Raw genomic sequence first — 21,582 nt, 5'->3', positions numbered from 1 at the left:
ACTCAACGCCATTGAGTTGCATTGTTTTTTTCAACAAAAGACGTAACGCAGCTTTTTATCATTATTTCAAACAGTCAGACATAAACCCATCTTCATAATAGCAAGTAATATCAAATTGCAGTGGACTTGCAAGTCAGTTATAGAGCTTCAATACCAAGTAAATAACAGTGCCGACTACGGCATTGTATACCGCTACACGACTGTAAGGAGACAGGGAATGCGTAGAACCCCCATTGTTGATGCATTGCAGGCAGAAGAGGCTACTAAAGAAATTAAAATTTGCGGCTGGGTACGAACCAGACGTGACGCCAAGGGCTTTTCATTTCTTGAAATGAACGACGGCTCTTGCCTTAAAAACCTGCAAGCCATTGTCGACGAATCTGTACCGACCTATGAGATCATTAAAGATGTAACCACCGGCGCTGCTGTCGAAGTGCTTGGTGAACTTGTCCCTTCTCCGGGTAAAGGTCAGAAATGGGAAGTTCGCGCTACAGAACTTAAATTACTCGGCACTGCTGATGCAGATGATTTCCCGCTCCAGAAAAAGCGTCATTCTGACGAATTCCTTCGCCAGATTGCTCACCTTCGTCCCCGCACCAACAAATACGGCGCAACATTCAGAATTCGTTCTGAAGCATCCTTCGCTATTCACAATTTCTATCGTGACAAAGGGTTCTTTAATGTTCACACACCAATCCTGACCGGTTCAGACTGCGAAGGTGCTGGTGAAATGTTCCGTGTTTCCACACTGCCTGCGACAGGCGTTGAAGCACCAAAAGAAGGCTCCGTATTTGATAATGACTTTTTCGGTCGTGAAGCCAACTTAACTGTATCCGGCCAGCTCGAAGCAGAACTCCTCGCAATGGGGCTTGGCAAAGTTTACACCTTCGGCCCAACATTCCGCGCGGAAAACTCCAACACTCCACGTCACGCTGCTGAATTCTGGATGATCGAACCAGAAGTTGCTTTTGCCGACAATGAAGACAACATGGATCTCGCTGAAGAGATGACCAAATACGTTGTTAAGCACATTCTTGATAATTGCGCTGATGACATCGAACTTTTTGCAAAATTTGTTGATAAAGAACTCATGGGACGTCTTGAGAACATCATCAACGAACCATTTGCACGTGTAAGCTACACAGAAGCTGTTGAACTGCTTTCTGCTGCAAAAAAGAAATGGGAATTCCCTGTTGAATGGGGCATTGACCTTCAGACAGAACACGAACGTTACCTTGCTGAAGAACATTTCAAAAAGCCTGTTATCGTATATGACTACCCTAAAGATATTAAAGCATTCTACATGCGAATGAACGATGACGGCAAAACTGTAGCGGCGATGGACGTTCTCGTTCCACGCATCGGTGAACTGATCGGCGGCTCTCAGCGTGAAGAACGTATGGACGTTCTTCTTGAACGCATTAATGAAATGGGTCAGAACCCTGAAGACTACTGGTGGTACACAGACCTTCGCCGCTTCGGCTCAGTTCCTCATGCCGGATTCGGAATGGGCTTTGAACGCCTTCTTATGCTTGTGACCGGTATTTCAAACATTCGTGACGTTATTCCGTTCCCACGTACCCCTCAGCACATTGAATTTTAGATTCAATACGACGCTGCCTAAAAGATATAAAAAAGGGCTGTCCAATACGGACAGCCCTTTTTACTTGCTTATATCCTAACTACTAAAATTTGTAGCCGACAGTGATACCTACGAGATGAGCATCGCCGTCTTTAAACTCACAGTCCTGAGTGTATGGAATACCGTTAGCGTCAGTAACTTCTACGTGACCAGAACGATCTGAGATAAACAAGTAGTTGTAACTCGCATCTACAGACCAATTTGCATTGTGCCAGCCTACACCGACACCAATGATCTGACGATCATTCGCAGGAACCATGTAGCTTAAACTGTCGCTGTTAAGCGGAGATTCATCGTACACATAGCTTGCACGCAAATCCCAGTTCTCTGTAAGGTTGTATTCAGCACCGATATTAAAGCGCCAAGTATCGTTGTAATTACTATGCTTCAAAAATGGAGAATATCGAGAATTGTAATCAACCTTAAGCTCTTTATAGCTACTCCAGCCAATCCAAGTTGCACCAACTTCAATGCTCAATTTATCCATTGGCTTAACATTAATACCAAAACCGATCTGCTGAGGAAGAGTGATTTTACCGGAAGCATCGCTATCAAGGATAGATGCTCCAGCAAATTTCATTTTTATATCACCCTCAACCTTCTGAGTTACCTCAGAACGGTAGCTCGCACCAAAAGAAAGCCAATCGTTCCACTGGTAACGAGCGCCAAGAGAGAAGCCTGCTCCCCAGCTATCGCCACCCATTTCAGTATCAAGGTATCCCGGATATCTTCGGTGGCCAGTCTTTTTCTTAAGGTCAAAATCGAACCACATAATTTCAGGGCCGATAGCAATAGAAAAATTCTTCGTTACATTGTACCCGACAATCGGGTTGATGGAGACGGTTTTGATGCCCACTTTGTATACATCAGACGCACCAGGCCAAGAACTTTTAAACTCTGTACCAAGACCGAAGCGAGAATATACACCGACACCAAAAGAAATTTGTTCGTTTAATGCGTGTGTCACATACAAGTGCGGCATAGTCCAAAGACTGCTTTCACCATCATACGAGCCGGCATCAGATGCTGGAGAATCTATCTCTACAGTCGCCTGCGGGTAAATTCCGGTTGCACCGATAGCAATCTGTGTACCTTCGAGCTGTGTCAGCTGTGCAGGGTTAACAGCTATAGAAGAAGGGTCTGCTTTACCAGCCATCACAGAGTTACCCAATGCGTTAGCACGGGCACTGTACTCATAAATCCCAAAACCAGCTGCCTGAACTGAAACAGCAGCTAACACCATAGAACAGATAACAATAAGTTGGATTACACGACGAGTCACATTCTCTCCTAATGTGAGTTAAGGATGCAGCAACCATTCCCCTTGGCTACCTTACAAAATCGTGTGTCCCTCGTTCAATTCAGTCGTTATTATCAAATTGAAGTAGCACTCTCCTAATCGTTAGAACGGTTATTTGCAAGAAAAATCAGGATATTAGCAATCAGTAAACACTGTTAACGACAGCTGCATACACTCGTCAGAGTGTTACTCACATCCCCCTTATTGAGAGTTTTTAGTTTATAAAAAATAGCAATACTATTGACTTTCGATGTGCTTACTTTTCATAAAAAAGTGAACAGTGTTCAGCGATTCTAGCAAGATAAAAAAAACGTTTCGGAAAAGCTTGCTTATCAGCCGAGATTTTGATTGTGTGCTAAACACTGGTGCTGAACACAAAAAATTGTTTTCTTCCAAATGTAAAAAATTGTTTAAACCGCAATGTTGGGGTCGAGCGGCAGACAATTCTTCATTTGAGATGGAGATGAGCTGTTATGAAATCCATTCGTGAATTGTACAGAATTGGTGTCGGACCTTCTTCCAGTCATACTATGGGCCCAAAGCGGGCAGCAGAGCTGTTTTTACAGCAGTACACACATGCCCACCGGTATGTGGTACATCTGTATGAAAGCCTTGCTGCTACAGGCAAAGGGCACCTTACAGACCAGGCAGTACTGGAAGTACTTGGCAAGGAATACACAACAATTAAATGGCATCCTGAAAAATGTTTGCCGGAGCATCCAAACGCTATGACATTTGAAGCGTTTGATGAACAAGGAGAGCTGTTAGGTTCTCGTACCTTTTTCAGTGTGGGTGGTGGAGCAATCCGCGAACTTGGGCAAGAAGAAAAAGAAAGCGAGGCTGTTTACCCAATCACGACAGTGAAAGAAATTATGGAGTACTGTTCGCAAAAAGGCATCACGTACTGGGAATATGTAGTGGAATGCGAAGGGGAAACTATTTTTGATTTTCTGGATACTGTCTGGGAAACAATGGAAACAGCAGTAAAAAGAGGGCTTGAAAACCAAGGTGTTTTACCGGGTTCTATCGGGCTCAGCAGACAGGCATGGCGCTTCTTACGGAGATGCCGGAGTGCCTCTGAAGAAATGCAGCAAACAGGGCTTATTACAGCGTATGCACTTGCTGTATCAGAAGAAAACGCAGGGGGCGGCATTATCGTCACCTCACCGACGTGCGGTGCAAGCGGCGTTGTTCCGGCAGTATTATACTACCTTCAAGAACAGCAGCAACTGACTCGTCGTGACATTCTGCGTGCACTGGCAACCGCAGGCTTATTCGGTAATGTCATTAAATTTAATGGCTCAATTTCCGGAGCAGAGGTGGGTTGTCAGGGCGAAGTAGGTTCCGCATGTGCTATGGCGGCAGGGGCTGCTGCTGAACTACTGGGCGGAACACTAAGACAAATTGAATACGCTGCGGAAATGGGACTCGAGCACCACCTCGGGCTAACCTGTGATCCCGTTGACGGACTGGTGCAGATTCCTTGCATCGAACGTAACGCATGTGCAGCAACACGTGCACTTTCATGTGCACAAATGGCTATTCTTTCTGACGGCACACACCACATTACCTTTGATGAGGTTGTGCACGTTATGAAGCAGACAGGACACGATCTGCCAAGCCTGTATCGTGAGACTTCCACAGGGGGACTCGCCAAGGCATACGCAGGACGCTGCCGAAAACAATAAAAAAAGGCTGTTCCGCAACCACCGGAACAGCCTTTCCTTTCTTCATACCTGCCAAAACATTACTCAGGCTACACACCTTCCAACCAACTCTTGGCAAGTTCGTATTCTTCGTTGACAAAAACTTTAGCCTTAAACGGCATCAGCGGTAAAAAATATCCCGCGGCCTTATGAACCCAGCTAAGATCTGTTACGATTGCAACTTTATTCCATGAAAAAAGATGTCGCAAACCAAAAACGGCATCAGTTGCCATTGCACCAGCAGAGTACTCTGTGCCCTCTGTAAAATGCATAAAGCAATTCACCTTGTCATGGGTCTGCAAAATTTCTTTTACACGTGGAATAATAACCTCTTCATAATCTTTATGCGTAATCCTGCCTTCTGATTCCACAGCAAGAGTTGCATCATCAAAGCCTTCTATTAGTTTAAGCATACTATCCTCTACTTATGTACGGAAGGATTAGATAACGGAGAAACATTTCCAGACGCAACAGGCTCCCATGCTGCCGCCATAGCATCGGCCTCTAAAATATCTTCATCTGTCATATGCTGAGCAAGAACCTCTGCGTTCCGCTTTGCCTTGCTGCTTCCACTGAACGCTGCAAGTCTAAACCATTTCAGGGCTTCAATTGAATTCTGCTCAACACCCTCACCATTACCGTACATTACGCCTAAATTTGTCTGCGCTGCAGCATGGCCTTGATTAGCAGCCATGCTGTACCACTTAGCAGCGGCGACCAAATCTTTATCAACACCAAATCCGGCTTCATACGCTGCACCAATACCGAATTGAGCATTCGGGTGACCGTTCTCTGCGGCACGCGTGAGCCAGTAGATGGTTTTCGACGTGTCTTTTTCTACGCCCTGTCCCAAATGATACAGGACAGCCAAATTGAACTGCGACTGCGGATCACCTTCTGAGGCCATTGATTCAATACATTGATAAGCTTCATCATACTGCGCTGAAAAATAGAATTTATCACAATCCTGCTGCGTATAATCGGCTGAGACATTCGCTGCACCAAGCAAAAACAGACAAGCGACCAGTGCGAAACATTGTACTATCTTAGTCATACCTAGCCCTCCCATGGCCATGAACACGTACCTATTCTGAGTACGCACCATTGTAGCACTCTGCCATACACCGTTCGTTGATAAACAGGATGATGGTTGGGATAACTGAACGGATTCAAGGGAGTATGGGGCTAAAAAAATGACCCGCAATGCAAAAAACGCATTACGGGTCTTATAAAGTCTAGAAAACTCATAGAAACAATATGATACGCATACGTACCATACTTTTCATTACATTCGCTCTGCTCCGTCTTCAGTAATAAGAACCATATGTTCCCAGCGAATTCCACCCCATTCCGGATAATACAATCCAGGCTCAGCAGTAACAACCATGCCCGGCTGTAACACAGCATCAGAACGGGAATTTACGGAAGGAGCTTCGTGGGTTTCAAGCCCCACACCATGCCCAAGTGAATGCGTGAAATACTCTGCCACACCTGCATCTGCAAAGACATTCGCAGCCACAGCATGCGCTTCTTTAGCAGGTATACCGGGTCCCATTGCAGCAATAGAAGCGTCCTGTGCAGTCCGCACAAATTCCATGGTACGTTTAAACTCATCTGTAGGATTTGAGCCGACCCAAATAGTTCTGGTCTGGTCAGAACAATAATCGTCTAAACGACAGCCCACATCGATGAGAACAGGACATTCTTCTGTAATAACAGTATCGCCCGGAATAGCATGAGGAAGCGCTGCATTTTTGCCTACAGCTACGATAGAGGCAAAGGCTAATTCGCTGGCACCGTTGTCACGAAAGAATTTTTCAATATCCCAAGCTACAGCACGTTCTGTCCGTCCCGGACGACAAACAGACGGAACCCACTGCATAAGTTTATGGTTCAATGCACATGCTTTTTTAAGGCACGCTATTTCATGTGCATCTTTAATCATTCTCAATTGTTCAACAAGGCCGTCACCTTCCACGCAGGTAAGTCCATCTGCGAAAACTTTGTGGAACGCGTATGGAATCGTACGGGCTTCAAAGCCCACACGCTTATATCCAAGCTGCTTGATATGCTCATTAATAGATGCAGCGGCACTTGCTCGGTAAATAAAAATTCGAGATTCTTCCCACAATCGCTTTGCTGCATCCCAGTAACGGGAATCAGTAAACAACCAGTCTTTCCCGTCCTTGGTAATAAGCAGATAGCCGGCATATTCGTTTTTCTGCCCATCATGTAATTCAAAGCCGGATAAATAGTAACGGTTTGCCTCATGACTGATAAAAAGGGCATCAATCCCTTTTTCATCCATCAGTGCGCGAAGTTTTTCGCGCCTTGCTTCGCATACTTGAATCATACTCTACCCATTTCCTTCATAGAAGCATTGTATACAGGAAAAACAGACCATTTCAGAAACCAATTATGTCTATAAAACCAAACCATTCTGGAACTTCTGTTTTATGTGTCGGTTAAACTGACAGCATATACCTGCCTGTCACAACAGGCAATGAAATCAAATTAGGAACAATTCCTAATTGACGGCAAAAACCCTCTACGTTACGTTCGATGAGCAAATTCACCAGCTCGAGGAATATCACTATGAAACTGACTTCTTGGAATGTAAACGGCTTTCGCGCCGTACGTAAAAAGCCCGAATGGCAATGGTTTGAAGAAAATGAAGCAGATGTAATCGGCATTCAGGAAACAAAGGCGATGCCGGAACAGATTGCTGAAGAAGATAGACATCCCGAAGGGATTTACAGCTACTGGCTTGGTTCTACCGTAAAAAAAGGCTACTCAGGAACCGCTGTCTTCTCTAAGCTCAAACCACTCAGCGTAAGCTATGATTTGCCTAACAGTGAATACCAAGGTGAAGGGCGTGTCATTCATCTGGAATTTGAAGCATTCCATTACTTCAATATTTACTTTCCAAACGGACAGGCCGGTGAAGAGCGACTGGAATACAAGCTCGGATTTTACGATGCCTTCCTCGAGCACGCAGAAGAGCTTAGAAAATCGAAACCTATCGTGGTCTGCGGCGACTTCAACACGGCTCACAAGCCCGTAGATCTTGCACGCCCAAAACCTAACGAAGGCACTTCGGGTTTTCTTCCAATCGAAAGAGCATGGCTCGATAAGCTGGTTGAAGCAGGTTACGTTGACACCTTCCGCCATGTTAATCCAGACGCTAAAGACAAATATTCATGGTGGTCTTACCGCTTTAATGCCCGTAAAAACAATACTGGATGGCGTATTGACTACTTCTTTGTCTCCGAAGAATTAAAAGATTCCATCAAAGATGCATGGATTGAAGACTCACAGTTCGGCTCAGACCACTGTCCTGTCTGGCTTGAGCTCGATATTTAATACCATTTAGAACTACGTAACAAAAAAGCCGAAGCGCAATTGCGCTCCGGCTTTATTTATAGACTGTCCAAAAGGAAGCTTAGTCGCTGAGACCAAAGTGAGCTGCCATGAATGGACCGAAGAAGATACCATCATCATCGAGGTCTTCTTCAATGCGAAGGAGCTGGTTGTATTTTGCAAGACGGTCGGAGCGGGAGAGAGAACCGGTTTTGATCTGACCGGAGTTAACTGCCACTGCGAGGTCTGCAATAAAGCTATCTTCTGTTTCACCTGAGCGGTGGGAGATAACAGTTGAGTATGCAGCACCTTTAGCCATTTCGATGGTATCAAGAGTTTCGGTAAGAGTACCAATCTGGTTCAGTTTGATCAGAATGGAGTTACCGCAACCTTCTTCGATACCTTCAGCAAGGATTTCAGGGTTGGTTACAAAGATGTCGTCACCAACGATCTGGGTGGTAGGAAGTTTCTCGGTAAGGAGTTTCCAGCCGTCCCAATCCTGCTCAGCAAGACCGTCTTCGATGGAGATAAGCGGGTATTTTTCAGTAAATTCAGCAAGCCAAGCAACCATTTCTTCAGAAGAAAGAGTTTTGTTTTCGCCGGAAAGAACGTACTTGCCGTCTTTGTAGAACTCAGAAGCTGCTGCGTCGATAGCAAGAGCAATCTCTTTGCCTGGAACGTAGCCGGCAGCTTCAATAGCTTTCATGATGTAATCGAATGCTTCAGCATGGCTGTTCAGGTTTGGAGCAAAGCCGCCTTCATCACCAACGGAAGTAACGTGACCGTCGTTGGAAAGCAGTTTTTTCAGAGCATGGAAAACTTCTGCGCCCATGCGGAGTGCTTCTGCAAATGTAGGAGCACCGATAGGCATGATCATGAATTCCTGAATATCAAGGTTGTTCGGAGCATGCTCGCCACCGTTGATGATGTTCATCATTGGAACTGGAAGCACTTTAGCGTTGATGCCGCCAAGGTACTGGTACAGAGGCTGGCCAAGGAAGCTTGCAGCTGCACGTGCAACAGCGAGGGAAACACCCAGCATTGCGTTAGCGCCGAGACGCTCTTTGTTTTCAGTGCCGTCGAGTTCGATAAGAATGTTATCGATGTTAACCTGACGAGTAGCGTCAAGACCGATAATGCCTTCGGCAATTTCGCCCATAACGTTGTTAACAGCAGTCTCAACACCTTTACCGAGGTAACGGTTTTTATCGCCGTCACGCAGTTCGAGTGCTTCACGGGTACCGGTGGATGCGCCGGATGGAACAGCAGCACGGCCGGAGTGACCGGATTCCAGGGAAACTTCAACTTCAACGGTTGGATTGCCACGGGAATCCAAAATCTCTCTTGCCCATACAGAAACAATAGTACTCATTCTATAACTCCTTGTAGTCCGACCGGTTGGCCGTTCTTTTCTAACAAAAGGGTACAAAAACCACAGTAGCTACGGCGTGTTACCGAATGCCACTTTCCAAATATAATAACCGCAGACCTTCCATGAGAAGATCTGAACGGACATGATCAAAACAAGATGCCACGCGGGCAATATCTTTTGCAAAACCGCCGGTTGCAACAACTTCCATAGGCCCTTCAAGGGTGCTTGAGAGGCGTTTGCACAGCCCTTCTGTCATGGAAGCAAAACCGAAAATAAACCCGTGATTAATACTGGTTGATGTGCTGCGCCCGAAAACCGGCATATCACTATGTACTTCCAGACTGATTTGAGGAAGTTTAGCAGTATTACTGGCAAGTGCAGACGCCGCAGACTTAACCCCCGGACAAATCAGTCCGCCAAGGTAGGCGTTGTCTTGTACACAGTCAAAGGTTGTTGCGGTGCCGAAATCTACAGAAACGATGGAGCGGGCTTCAGGACACAGCTTGCGAGCTGCATATGCACCCACAAGACGGTCAGCGCCAACCTGTTCCGGTCGGGTGTAACGATTCTCCAAAGGAATAGGAATGTCTTCGGGAGCGAGAAGCAGTCGCTGGTTAAGATAGCGCTTTACTGCTTTGCGGATGATAGGGTTCATATCCGGCACAACAGAGCTGCCGATACATGCCCTGACGTCATCAGGGGAAATAGACATATGCGAGAGAATGTCTCCTATGCGGAACCCAATAGAATCCGAGGTCTGGTGCGGGTCTGTGGGCAAGACATATGTTGTGGCGAGATCTTCTCTTTGTGTAATACCAATTTTAATATTAGTATTCCCAATATCGAATAATAAAACTGTGTTAGCCATATTTCCTCTGGTTGAATCTCAACACCTGAGCATGCACTCTACGATTTGTACATATTATAACAACAAATCATCAGGAACTTTAAGTAGGTATAACATGCTCACTACCGGCATTCTGTATCTGGATTTCATCCGAATACAGACAATACATAGTAGTATACAGTGCGGTATCTACATATTATTAGAAATCGTTCGAAATACGCATTCAAAATAAAAAGAAATGCGTTGTTTCGGTAGCAAGAGTGCTGTGCGGGTTTCAGTCCACCGCATATATGATTATAAACGGCTTTGCCCTGCACACTACTGCGCCAACGACTCGTGCTGTAGCGGCACGTACCCTCTTTGATAGAATAAAACAAGAGAACAAAAAAGAGAAAAAACAAATAAAGCTGCATGAAACAGTTTACAATGTTCCTGTAGCGCATTTTTCTAAGGAGATTTAATGCAAGCTGCTGCTCTTATTCCTGCTCCAGATGCGATTCCGGTTGCAGCCGGTTGGTTGGAAGCACTTTTAATACTGACTTTCGCTTTGCACATTCTTCTCGTTAATGCTGTCCTCGGAGGATCACTCGTGTGCTCCGTACGCAGCATTGTGAACAGAAAAAGCATTCTCATAAAAAAAATGGCCAAGGTTCTGCCGTCTATTTTTGCCCTTGCGGTAAACTTCGGGGTTGCTCCTTTGCTGTTTATTCAAATGCTCTATGGACAATACCTGTACACAAGTTCCATTTTGATGGCAGTGTACTGGTTAAGTGTAGTTTTTCTTGCAATCATTGCATACTACGCGCTCTATATCTTCGCAGGTAGATACGGAACACATGCCAAATTTCCGTTAGCAATATTCGCAAGCAGTGCAGCCATGTTGTGTATTGGCCTAATTCTTTCAAACAACATGACGCTGATGCTCAGGCCGGACGTCTGGTCAGAGTACTTCTCTTCCCCCGGCGGAACATTATTGAATTTTGGAGACCAGACCGTATGGCTCCGCTATCTTCATGTAGTTGTTGCTTCTGTCGCCGTGGGTGGGCTGGTGCTTGCTCTTATTGCACGACACAGCCTTGCCAAAGATGATCCGGAAACTGCAAAAAAAGAGGAACAACTTGGTTTAAATATCTTCCTCTTCAGTTCCCTTGTACAAATCCTCATCGGCGTAACCTTGTTTTTTGCCATACCGGAACACGTACGCACACTGTTCTCCGGCGGCTCCGAATTTTACACAGGCACACTGCTTATTGCGTTAACCTTTGTTGCGATGCTTCTCTTTCAGGCTGCTAGCCGCAATCTGTACGGAACCATTATAACACTGGTGTTTACAGTCCTCATAATGTCTGGAATCAGGGCACTGCTCCGTAAAGCCATGCTTGACCCGTTCGGAGGCATTGCAGCGCTTCCTGTTCAGGCAGAATACTCACCATTCATCATGTTTATCGTTTCTCTTGCACTGGGACTTGTTGCCATTGCGTACATGATCAAACTTGCAATGCGCAGCAACAAGGAGGCGTAACATGGAATATCCAGTATGGTGGCTCCCTTCTTTTTCCGGCGGTTTACTCATTGCCTGTATGGCAATCTTCCATGTTTTCATTGCTCACTTTGCAGTTGGCGGCGGCTTCTTTCTCGTTCTCACTGAAAGAAAAGGGTACGCGGAAAACAATCCGCTAATTGTTGACTACGTAAAACGGCACACCAAATTTTTCCTTCTGCTTACTATGGTGGCAGGCGGAATGACCGGTGTAGGCATATGGTTCACCATTGGCCTGCTTTCCCCGGCGGCTACATCTGTTCTGGTTCACCGTTTCGGTTTTGGGTGGGCAACAGAATGGGTCTTCTTCCTCTGTGAAATTGTAGCTCTTCTTATCTACCATTACCGGTTCGGCAAAATGTCCCGCCGCGATCATCAAATCGTCGGCTGGTTCTACGCGCTGTTTGCGTTTCTTTCCCTCTTCGTTATCAACGGCATCATCACAATGATGCTCACACCGGGAAATTGGCTTCAGACTCAGTCCTTCTGGGACGGCTTCTGGAACCCTACTTTCTGGCCATCGCTGTTTTTACGTTTCGCAATCTGTCTTATGCTTGCCGGCCTTTTTGCTCTGGTAACTGCTTACCGTATTGAAGATAAGAAAACTCGTGAACAAATGATCCGCTATGCAGTGCAATTCGTAGCGTTACCGTTCGGGCTGCTCGTTCTCAGCTCTATCTGGTACATCTACGCATTGCCTGAAGCGCAATTTACGATGATCCTGACAAAGTCAGCGCAGACCCCGCAGCTTGTAAAAATATTCCTACCGCTTTCAGCCTTACTGTTGGCAGGTGTTCTGGCATTTGCCTATTTCACTCCTCAAGTGGTTCGTCCTGCGCTTCTGGCAGTTCTTCTTGTTATAGGAATAGGACAAATCGGTACATTTGAATGGATTCGAGAAGCAGGTCGACGCCCATACATCATTCACGGATACATGTGGTCGAACTCTATTCTTGTTGAACAGACTGAAGCTATCCGCGAAAACGGCATGCTTGCCTATGCTAAGTGGATAAAAACCAAAGAAATTACAGATAACAATCTTCTCACCGCCGGTGAAGAGCTCTACAGAGTCCAATGTATGAGCTGTCACAGCATCAACGGCCCGATGCTTGCGGCAGAACGAGAAGCGGCAGGCCTTACCCGTGAAGGCTTAATGGCTCAATTCAACGGACAGGGGAAATTACGTGAATTCATGCCGCCGTTCCTTGGTAATGATGAAGAACGTAAGGCTGTTTCAGCCTACCTCGCGCATGTAATGAATAAACCACTCGAAGCGGCACCGGCCAAGCAGCCGAAAGAAGAAAATGTTGTTCTGCCATCCTTTGATCCTGAAGAAGCAGAATACGTTCTTCTGGCATGGGCAACAGAAGGTATGAACACAATTTCTGATAACTACGCAAAGTTCACCATGCAGCTCCCCGGCTCAACAATTCGTGCACAACTGTTCCTGCGCGATGATGTTCCCGAAATCATCACAGAGGACGTAACGCTGACGTATAAAATCGACAAAGCATTCTCCACACCTTCTGAGCACGTCGATTTTTGGAAATACGCAAAACAACTTACAGGTAAAAATCTGCCTGTAGACACAGGAACTTGCGACACAAACCTGATAGGTACGTTCAAACTTGATGATGAAAACGGCTTCTTTGAGGCATGTTCACTACCTGTTTTCCCGTATTCAAATGATGGTTCGGTAAATCCTTATCCGTTGGTGACTGTCGAAGCCCGTACAGCTGACGGCAAGCTTCTCGCCACAACAAAAGTTGCTGTTCCTGTTTCAACAGAATGGGGTTGCCGTAACTGTCATGATGGCGAATGGAGAGTTGCTGGCACTGCCGGTATTTCTGACAAGACAGCAGATAATATCTTGGCTGCACATGACAAAATCAACGGAACCAGCCTTGCTGAAAAAGCAGAAAAAGGCACACCGCCACGCTGTCAGTCTTGCCATGAATCACCGCGAACAGGTGATGCTGGCAAAAAACAGATACTCAATTTCTCTGCTGCCGTTCATGGTTGGCATGCAAACTATCTGGCAGGACGCGACGACATTACATGTGAAAGCTGCCATCCGGCAGGACACGATACTGACACACAAGCCATGCGAGGCTTGCATGTTGATCGTGACATCACCTGCACAAACTGCCACGGCACCATCGAAGACCATGCCCTTGGTTTATTGAAAGCAGAAGATGAAAAAGGCAAACCACGAGCAAAACTTTTGATGAAAAACCTTATTCCACGAGTGTCTGCAACGCTCGATGAGGTGGCACCGCGTGAAGCATGGGTAAATCAGCCGGACTGCGGCGCATGCCATACCTTCTTTGAGACACCGGATAGTGACGCTTCTGCTGCAAACCAGTGGACAGAAAGCAAACAAGAACTTTTCAAGAATAGAAAAGATGACCTTGAAGCTGTTATGTGTCAGGCATGTCATGGCACTGCGCACGCCTTGTACCCTGCGGAAAATGACTACGGCGAAACACGAAACAACATTGCTCCGATGCAATATCAAAAATTCGCTGCCCCTCTGGGATCTGATGGCGGCTGTGTCTGCCACACAATGGAGATGAGCGTATACGAATCAGCTCACCACCCTATCATAGAGAAATAACAAAAAAACGCTGACCTGAAGTATCAGGTCAGCGTTTCTTTTTTCCTATCAGTCGCCAGTAATAGCTACTCATTACCACGCAATGGGAATACGAACTTTCTGCTTAGCCTTGTTCGTAAAGAGCAGGTAGCCGTGTTCCTTACCATACAGATAAATATCGCGGGTAATGCGAACGTCAGCCTCACAATACGTTGCTATCTCATCAACCTTGCCCTCTTTCCACCACTTCAACGCTTGTAGGCCATCAGCAGATTTAGGTGCATTGAGCGTAGCTGACCCAAGGTTGTCCAGTGACACTCGATAATTTAATCGCTTGCGGATTTCATCCAGCAAATCAAGGGTAGGTAATGCTTTCAAGTTATAGTCGGCGTATGCAGAAAGTACCTTGTAATCAAAACGGATAATATTAAACCCGATGATACAATCATATCCTTTCAGCCGTTCCAGCAACTCCGGCATATCTTCTTCCATATACCTGATAAAAACATCTTCTTGTGAATCATAGAGTACCGCTACTGATACACGCATTTTATCTGCACGATGCCAGCCGCCAACCTCTTGAGCAGACCGTTGTGTCTCAATATCAAGCACAGCATACCGTTGCGGCAATTCCGTAGAGCTATCTCCCGTTATGATCTCAGCCGGTCTGGAAGGCATTTCAAACTTCCCTGAATCAACTCGGACTATGTCCGGACTGACTCGTGGTGGTGAGTCCGGTAACGTTGGTAAGAGTTCCACTTCAAAAACGTCATCGGGCGAAGGTGCGAATTCACCTTTCATCATTTCCTGTAGCAGATAAATACTGCCCGCTTTATCGATTGGACGGTTGCCGGACCCGCATTTCGGGGAATGTACACAGCTCGGACAGCCAAGCTCACACCCACAGTCACGAACAGCGGCTAACGTTCGCTCAAAAATATCCTTTGCAAGAGTAAATGCATGCCGAGTCAATCCGGCACCGCCTTCCATTCCATCATAAACAAAGACAGCAGGTTTTCCGACCTGAGCATGCATAGGCGTTGAAATGCCACCAAGGTCATTACGATCAGTTAACACGAGGATAGGTAAAATGCCGATCATTGCATGCTCAAGCGCATGGATCGATCCCATAAAATGCAGAAACTCATCTTCAACTTTTCGCTGTATCCCCAACGGAACTTCAAACCAGATGCCTTCCGTTTCAAAAACAAGCGGAGGAAGATCCAACGGAGTAATGCCTAGTAATTTACCACCCTGCACACTGCGCTTCTCAAACCCACTGATGATCTCTGTTACTCGCAGCTTGCCAAAACAAAGCCTTGTACCACAAACGATGGTCTGATCGAGCACTTCTAAAATCTCCGTACTCTTATTACAGCGGGTACGGGTGTAATAATTAACACGCCCCTTCTTTGCCTTGGCTGTTCGCGTACCGAAATCAAGCTCGGTAATCGACCACGTTTGTCCTTTATGAAGATAAACGGCTCCCGGATGGGTCTCTTTAAAGGCTTTTACCCCGTCAACACTGCCAATAACGGTGCCGTCTTCTGATTCTATGTGAAAATTGTTCCCTGCTCCGCGAAGATCAACATGACGATGCGGACGTTTTTTCGCAGCAAAAATCGCTGTCCCTTCAGCATCCCGTAATAAAAGGCCGCACTGTTCAAGCTCATGAACTGCTGCTGTAACATCTTTATTCTGCAACCAGTCTTCAGAACTTCTTAACGTCAGCTCAGCCGCTGCACACTCAAGATGGCGTTTCAAAATGACAGGATTATGCGGATTCAACACCGCTGATTCAGGCGGGCGTAAGAAGAACTCTTTAGGGTGCCGCATAAAATATTGATCCAGCGCATCCTCACCAGCTACAAGGACAACTGCAGATTCTTGCTTTTTACGCCCTACACGACCACCACGCTGCATTGTAGACATAATTGAACCGGGATATCCAACGAGAATGCACAAATCGAGTGCGCCGATATCAATCCCCAGCTCCAACGCACTGGTAGAAATTACAGCCAACAATTCCCCGCTGGTCATTTTCTGCTCAATCTCGCGACGCTCCTCCGGTAAAAAACCGGCGCGGTATGCGGAGATTCTGTCCTTAAATGCTCCGGACTTCTGCCCCGCCCACATGCTTATTAACTCAGTCATCTTACGAGACTGTGTGTAGACAATCGTACGCATATTGCGCATCAACGCAGATTTTAACAATGAAATAGCCGCGGATGACGGGCTCTGATGCGGATCCATGAAGACAAAATGACGCTTACCTTGCGGTGCTCCGCTTTCAGTAATCACCGTAGGAGCAATTCCAGTCAGGTTTTCGCAAAGTTCAGCCGGATTACCTACAGTTGCTGAGCAAAAAATAAACGTCGGAGTAATGCCGTATTGCTTGCAGACTCGAAGCAATCTGCGGAACAACTGCGCCATATGCGACCCCATAACTCCACGGTACGTATGCACCTCATCCACAACAATAAACTGAAGCGAAGCTAAAAACTCTATCCATTGCTCATGATGGGGCAAAATAGACAAATGCAGCATTTCAGGGTTCGTCATAAGGACTGTAGGCGGCTTTGTACGGATCTTTTTACGAAAATGAGGCGTGGTATCACCATCATAAATGGCGGCCTCCGGTCGTGCTTCTTTAGGCCAGTGCGCGGTAAGAGACTGGAAGGTTTTTAACTGATCCTGAGCCAGCGCTTTTAATGGAAAAAGGTACAGACCACGTGCATCAGGGTCCTGTAAAAAACGCTCAATGACCGGAAGATTGTATACAAGGCTTTTGCCGCTTGCAGTAGGCGTTGCCACAACAACATGTCTTCCGGCACGGATATGGTCTGTTGCCAACGTTTGATGTGCATAAAGCTGACGTATGCCCTGCATTGCCAGCATATCTTTAATTGCCTGTGCCCACGGGCGGCGGTTCTCTGCAAATTGCGCATCCACATCAGGCAAAACCTTATGATACACAACTTGATCGCCAAGTCGTTCTGACTGACGCAACGCCTCCACGTATTCCGCTACTATGTCCTTATCCTCATGCATGTCATGAACATGCTGCGCACGCACTCGAAAGTCAATCTGCAAACGATGGAAGAACAGTGTTTAACAATGACGTAAATATACTGACATGAGCAACACCTGAAGAGCACCTTACTATTTCAATTTGCTGCCTATTTTCTCTATTTTCAAACAAAAAAGACAATGCTTGCAATGCAGGGGTATTTCTTTTAGGAACTACGCAAAAGAGAGCAATCATCGGGAGAGAGTGATTATGAGACTTAGACATTTATTGCTGCTGCTTTCCGCAGTAGGAATTCTTTTTATTTCTGCACCTGCATTTGCTGCTGACTCAAGCAAAGGTGCTGCAAACTCACAAATTTTCGGATTCTGGACACTGGTTCCGCCGCTGGTAGCGATTATCCTCGCATTTATCAGCCGTAACGTTGTCCTGTCCTTATTCCTTGGTGTATTTTCCGGCGCTATGATGCTGGAAACCACCGGTTTTGATTTTTACCACGGCCTGCTCGGTTCCTTCCAGCGTGTTTCAAACGAAATTCTTGGTTCCTTGGCTGACCCTTGGAACGCCGGTATTGTATTGCAGTGTCTTGCAATCGGCGGTCTTATCGCAGTTGTTTCCAAAATGGGCGGCACACTGGCAGTTGCAGAAGCACTGGCGCGCAAGGCAAAAGGCCCTCGAAGCGCACAGTTCTTCACATGGCTGATGGGTCTGGTTATCTTCTTTGATGACTATGCAAACTCATTGACCGTAGGCCCTATCATGCGTCCGGTTACAGACCGCATGCGTGTTTCCCGCGAAAAACTTGCATTCATTATTGATGCTACCGCAGCACCGATTGCAGGCATCGCACTTATTTCCACTTGGGTTGCATACGAAGTAGGTCTTATCAAAGACGGCTTTGAACAGATCGGCATTCAGATGAACGCCTATGGTGCTTTTGTAGAAACCATTCCATACCGCTTCTACAACATCTTCATTCTGTTCTTCGTTCTTGCTGGCATTATGATGCTGCGTGAATTCGGCCCTATGCTTAAAGCTGAAAAACGCGCGCGTGAACACGGTAAAGTTCTTGCCGACAATGCAAACCCAATGGCTTCTGAAGAAACAACGCAGCTTGAGCCCGGCTCTCATGTTGTTCCTTCTATCTGGAATGCAATTATCCCTATCGGTACCCTCATTGTTGCAGCCTTCCTCGGCTTCTACTTCAACGGTCTGAGCGCTATCGATAATCCGGAACTGCTGGCTAAAATTCATGAAGCTCCTTACAGCTTCTTCGCAATCCGCGAATGCTTCGGTGCTTCCGACGCTTCTGTTGTTCTGTTTCAGGCAGCATTACTCGCTGGTATCGTTGCAATCGTAATGGGCATCAGCAAAAAAATCTTCAGCATTGAAGAAGCAATTACCACTTGGGTTCTTGGTATTAAATCCATGAACATCACTGCTGTTATCCTGCTTCTCGCATGGTCACTTTCCGGCATCATTAAGGAACTCGGAACTGCAATGTGGCTCGTAAGTGTTCTTTCAGACGCGTTACCTGCCTTCCTGCTTCCGTCCATCATCTTTGTGCTTGGATCTGTCATTTCATTTGCGACAGGTACTTCCTACGGCACAATGGGTATCCTCATGCCGCTGGCAATTCCGTTAGCATGGGCAATCAATCCGGATCAGGCGTACCTCCTTCTTAACGTAGGCGCAGTTCTTACGGGTGCTATCTTCGGTGACCATTGCTCACCTATCTCCGATACCACCATCCTGTCATCCATGGGTTCTGCTTGTGACCACATTGACCACGTTCGCACCCAGCTGACTTATGCAGTTGCCGTTGGTAGTGTTTCTATCCTCTTCGGCTTCCTGCCAGCCGGTCTCGGTCTCTCCCCGATGATCACACTGCCTGTAGGTCTTGTAGCAATTCTCGGCTTGCTGTTCCTCTTCGGTAAGCGTTTGCCGGATGCAAACTAGAATCTACTGCATCATATAAATAAGAAAAGCCCTCAGCACATGCTGAGGGCTTTTTTTATTGCTTTGGTAAGGAAATCCTTCTCTACTGCACAACCAGCAGCTGAGCATACCTTTCTGCTACTTTTCACCAGCTTCAAATGATTCCAGAAGCTGCACGGCTTCGTCATCACCGAGATAACGCTTCAGCGTACGAAGCGGGGTTTCTGAAAGGTCAATCATAAGAAAAGCATCAAGGCTGCCGAACGCACTATCCACATGGAACGCTCCGATCTTACCGGCAAGCCGCAAATAATGCTTAAACAGAATAGGCATTGTTCTGCCATCTTCCATGTCTCTGACTAAACCATTCAACCCTGTAAAACTTAAATCAGCAATATTGAAGGCGGACGGAACACCTTTCGGCAATTTCAGCTTTGGAGCTTTTTTGCCGGAAACAAGTGTCGCCAATTCCTTATCAATATGATGCTCTTTAAGATAGTTTACCGCCGTTACAAGCGTGAACGGATTAAACTCAAGCGGCAGACTACACGGGCCAAACAAGTAACGAGTACCAGGACGACGCAGAATGTACTGGCCTATGCCTTTCCAGAGCAGCATCAACGGACTGTAATCTTTCTGATAGTCAGGGTGAACAATGGCTCGCCCTAATTCTACAGCATGTTCAAACCGTGTAAAAAATTCCGGCTTAAACTTAAACAATGTGCTGCAGTACATTCCCTTAACACCGCTTCTAGGAACAATGTCGTCTGTACAACCAAGACGGTATGCACCGGCAATCGCTTCTTTCTTATCATCCCAAAGAATCAGATGATCGTATTCATAGTCGTAGGTATCCAAATCCAAATCTAAACCGGTGCCTTCACCGACAGGACGGAAAGTAAGCTCGCGCAGTCGCCCGAGGTCGTGCAGCATATTAGGAATCTGAAACGCTTGCGCCTCAAACACTGTAAAGCCGTTTTCCTTGGCAAGAATCTGCTCTTCAGGAAGGTTGTCAATCTCTCTTAAAATGGAATCATGCGGGCGAGCCTCTGCAATCTCCATCTGATCTTTTTCTTTTTTGAAAGGAAGAACAAATTTTTTCGATGAAGGACGTTTTGCCAAAGAATAGCTGCGAACGCGCAGATAGTTCATTACGTCATCTTCTGTGGCAAACGTTTTAAGCATATTTGAAGGAATAATATTCCCGACACTGTAGGTAATTTTCTTATTTCGTTTGTTATAAAGCTGTGCCGGTAAAAGTGCTGTGCGTGCTAGTGGATGCACCATGCCCATCATATTAAAGAACAGGCTATTGCGTCCGTGGAAATACAGGGGAAGAACATCCGCATTGGTTTTACGGATAATACGCGCGACGTTTCGGCTCCAGACAGGATCAACAATGCCGCCCATTTTCGGCTGAAGGTGGGAAACTTCTCCAGCTGGGAAAACGACAAGGCTACCGCCTTCAGAAACGTGGGAAATGGCGTTGCGAAGCCCGCGAATGTTTGCTCGGCGTGCTTCTTTAGATTCAAATGGATTTACTTCAATCATACACGGACGCAACTCCGGCATAATTCCAAGAAGATAGTTCGCCAGAAACTTACATTCAGGACGTAATGGCAAAACTTCCGCCATCAGTGCTATCCCTTCAATACCGCCGAATGGATGGTTAGAAACGATAACAAGTGGCTTATCGAGAGGCATATCTCTCAAACCTCTTCCCAAAGCCTCTACTTTTACGTTCAGAATTTCTAATGCATCCTGACAAAACTCTAGTGGGTTTTCGCGTCTTGAAATGCTGTCGTATACATTAAACAACCCGTCTACACGAGTCATATGCATCAATGGCTTTTTGATCGGTGCGAGTACCTTCTTAACCTTAGGCGGAATAAAATCTAGATTGATATTTCTCTCTTCAATACTCCGTCTCATCATGGCCAACCTCTCAAGGCTAAATTCACTTACTGTATTTAATGATTAATGAATGTGTCTTTATGGTAAACTATATTTGTGAGTAATATAGTACTTTAATTACGTCAGTGTTTCAGTCAAGTATCGGCTTTTGCGTTAAAAATCGATAGAAAAACTATGATCTTCAACTATTACAACTTTGGTAATAAATTTAGCATTGTGATATTTCAGTTACAGTAGCATAGTGCTCCGCGCGCTATATGGTAGGCACCCACTTACAAAAGAATTGGCTGTTTTACAAAATTGTAATTTGCTTTTTGGCATATTTTCCTTTTTTGGTAG

Annotated in this window: 14 protein-coding genes; 6 read left to right on the top strand and 8 right to left on the bottom strand. The window is 46.0% G+C overall.

The window, feature by feature from the left end; all coding sequences use genetic code 11:
* The first annotated feature begins 217 nt into the window (after positions 1–217).
* Entirely contained in the window at positions 218–1,603 is a 1,386-nt protein-coding gene (asnS, locus tag QZY95_RS02910; RefSeq protein ID WP_290919150.1) for an asparagine--tRNA ligase, read from the top strand.
* An 82-nt stretch (positions 1,604–1,685) separates the two neighbouring features.
* Here the strand turns inward: asnS and QZY95_RS02905 are convergent, their stop codons facing one another.
* Positions 1,686–2,924, bottom strand: a complete 1,239-nt coding sequence (locus tag QZY95_RS02905; RefSeq protein WP_290919148.1) for an OmpP1/FadL family transporter — start codon at positions 2,922–2,924, stop codon at positions 1,686–1,688.
* Positions 2,925–3,415: 491 nt separating this feature from the next.
* Between QZY95_RS02905 and QZY95_RS02900 the strand changes: the two genes are divergently transcribed.
* A complete protein-coding gene (locus tag QZY95_RS02900) occupies positions 3,416–4,630 on the top strand; it encodes an L-serine ammonia-lyase (protein ID WP_290919146.1) in 1,215 nt (404 codons plus the stop codon).
* A gap of 68 nt (positions 4,631–4,698) precedes the next feature.
* Here QZY95_RS02900 and QZY95_RS02895 read toward each other — a convergent pair whose 3' ends face one another.
* The 3 genes from QZY95_RS02895 to QZY95_RS02885 all read right to left on the bottom strand — a co-directional run bounded on the left by QZY95_RS02895 (position 4,699) and on the right by QZY95_RS02885 (position 7,001).
* Positions 4,699–5,061 carry an STAS/SEC14 domain-containing protein gene (locus QZY95_RS02895; protein ID WP_290919143.1) on the bottom strand — a complete coding sequence of 121 codons (363 nt, stop codon included), beginning with the start codon at positions 5,059–5,061 and terminating at the stop codon, positions 4,699–4,701.
* Between the two features lie 8 nt (positions 5,062–5,069).
* Complete coding sequence (locus QZY95_RS02890; protein WP_290919141.1) at positions 5,070–5,702, bottom strand: tetratricopeptide repeat protein; 633 nt, start codon at positions 5,700–5,702, stop codon at positions 5,070–5,072.
* 231 nt (positions 5,703–5,933) lie between these two features.
* Entirely contained in the window at positions 5,934–7,001 is a 1,068-nt protein-coding gene (locus QZY95_RS02885; RefSeq protein WP_290919139.1) for an aminopeptidase P family protein, read from the bottom strand.
* Positions 7,002–7,243: 242 nt separating this feature from the next.
* On the opposite strand from QZY95_RS02885, the gene QZY95_RS02880 reads away from it, so the two are divergent.
* Complete coding sequence (locus tag QZY95_RS02880; RefSeq protein WP_290919137.1) at positions 7,244–8,011, top strand: exodeoxyribonuclease III; 768 nt, start codon at positions 7,244–7,246, stop codon at positions 8,009–8,011.
* A 79-nt stretch (positions 8,012–8,090) separates the two neighbouring features.
* Here the strand turns inward: QZY95_RS02880 and eno are convergent, their stop codons facing one another.
* A complete protein-coding gene (gene eno / locus QZY95_RS02875) occupies positions 8,091–9,380 on the bottom strand; it encodes a phosphopyruvate hydratase (protein ID WP_290919135.1) in 1,290 nt (429 codons plus the stop codon).
* Positions 9,381–9,459: 79 nt separating this feature from the next.
* Positions 9,460–10,248, bottom strand: a complete 789-nt coding sequence (locus QZY95_RS02870) for a type III pantothenate kinase (RefSeq protein WP_290919133.1) — start codon at positions 10,246–10,248, stop codon at positions 9,460–9,462.
* Positions 10,249–10,687: 439 nt separating this feature from the next.
* Between QZY95_RS02870 and QZY95_RS02865 the strand changes: the two genes are divergently transcribed.
* Positions 10,688–11,749 carry a hypothetical protein gene (locus tag QZY95_RS02865; protein WP_290919131.1) on the top strand — a complete coding sequence of 354 codons (1,062 nt, stop codon included), beginning with the start codon at positions 10,688–10,690 and terminating at the stop codon, positions 11,747–11,749.
* Between the two features lies 1 nt (position 11,750).
* Positions 11,751–14,384 (top strand): cytochrome ubiquinol oxidase subunit I, encoded by a 2,634-nt coding sequence (locus tag QZY95_RS02860; protein WP_290919128.1) that lies wholly within the window; start codon positions 11,751–11,753, stop codon positions 14,382–14,384.
* Positions 14,385–14,456: 72 nt separating this feature from the next.
* Here the strand turns inward: QZY95_RS02860 and QZY95_RS02855 are convergent, their stop codons facing one another.
* Positions 14,457–17,414, bottom strand: coding sequence for a DEAD/DEAH box helicase (locus tag QZY95_RS02855; protein WP_290919126.1), 2,958 nt, complete (start codon positions 17,412–17,414; stop codon positions 14,457–14,459).
* A gap of 229 nt (positions 17,415–17,643) precedes the next feature.
* Between QZY95_RS02855 and QZY95_RS02850 the strand changes: the two genes are divergently transcribed.
* Positions 17,644–19,350: a Na+/H+ antiporter NhaC family protein gene (locus QZY95_RS02850; RefSeq protein ID WP_290919124.1), complete on the top strand. Its 1,707-nt coding sequence runs from the start codon at positions 17,644–17,646 to the stop codon at positions 19,348–19,350.
* Between the two features lie 117 nt (positions 19,351–19,467).
* Here the strand turns inward: QZY95_RS02850 and QZY95_RS02845 are convergent, their stop codons facing one another.
* On the bottom strand, positions 19,468–21,264 hold the full coding sequence (locus QZY95_RS02845) for a GNAT family N-acyltransferase (RefSeq protein WP_290919122.1): 1,797 nt from the start codon (positions 21,262–21,264) through the stop codon (positions 19,468–19,470).
* Between the last annotated feature and the right edge of the window lie 318 nt (positions 21,265–21,582).

It is taken from the genome of Halodesulfovibrio sp. (assembly GCF_015482765.1).
In the GTDB taxonomy this organism is placed as follows: domain Bacteria; phylum Desulfobacterota; class Desulfovibrionia; order Desulfovibrionales; family Desulfovibrionaceae; genus Halodesulfovibrio.
Note: the sequence above shows the minus strand (reverse complement) of the source record. Positions and strands in the feature narration are given on the sequence as shown.

Bases quoted from the DNA above. Each gene is read 5' to 3' on its own strand.
- QZY95_RS02895 (WP_290919143.1), bottom strand. From the start codon at position 5,061: ATGCTTAAACTAATAGAAGGCTTTGATGATGCAACTCTTGCTGTGGAA.
- QZY95_RS02845 (WP_290919122.1), bottom strand. From the start codon at position 21,264: ATGATGAGACGGAGTATTGAAGAGAGAAATATCAATCTAGATTTTATT.
- eno (WP_290919135.1), bottom strand. From the start codon at position 9,380: ATGAGTACTATTGTTTCTGTATGGGCAAGAGAGATTTTGGATTCCCGT.
- QZY95_RS02900 (WP_290919146.1), top strand. From the start codon at position 3,416: ATGAAATCCATTCGTGAATTGTACAGAATTGGTGTCGGACCTTCTTCC.
- QZY95_RS02850 (WP_290919124.1), top strand. From the start codon at position 17,644: ATGAGACTTAGACATTTATTGCTGCTGCTTTCCGCAGTAGGAATTCTT.
- QZY95_RS02865 (WP_290919131.1), top strand. From the start codon at position 10,688: ATGCAAGCTGCTGCTCTTATTCCTGCTCCAGATGCGATTCCGGTTGCA.
- QZY95_RS02855 (WP_290919126.1), bottom strand. From the start codon at position 17,414: ATGCATGAGGATAAGGACATAGTAGCGGAATACGTGGAGGCGTTGCGT.
- QZY95_RS02870 (WP_290919133.1), bottom strand. From the start codon at position 10,248: ATGGCTAACACAGTTTTATTATTCGATATTGGGAATACTAATATTAAA.
- QZY95_RS02885 (WP_290919139.1), bottom strand. From the start codon at position 7,001: ATGATTCAAGTATGCGAAGCAAGGCGCGAAAAACTTCGCGCACTGATG.
- QZY95_RS02890 (WP_290919141.1), bottom strand. From the start codon at position 5,702: ATGACTAAGATAGTACAATGTTTCGCACTGGTCGCTTGTCTGTTTTTG.
- QZY95_RS02880 (WP_290919137.1), top strand. From the start codon at position 7,244: ATGAAACTGACTTCTTGGAATGTAAACGGCTTTCGCGCCGTACGTAAA.
- asnS (WP_290919150.1), top strand. From the start codon at position 218: ATGCGTAGAACCCCCATTGTTGATGCATTGCAGGCAGAAGAGGCTACT.
- QZY95_RS02860 (WP_290919128.1), top strand. From the start codon at position 11,751: ATGGAATATCCAGTATGGTGGCTCCCTTCTTTTTCCGGCGGTTTACTC.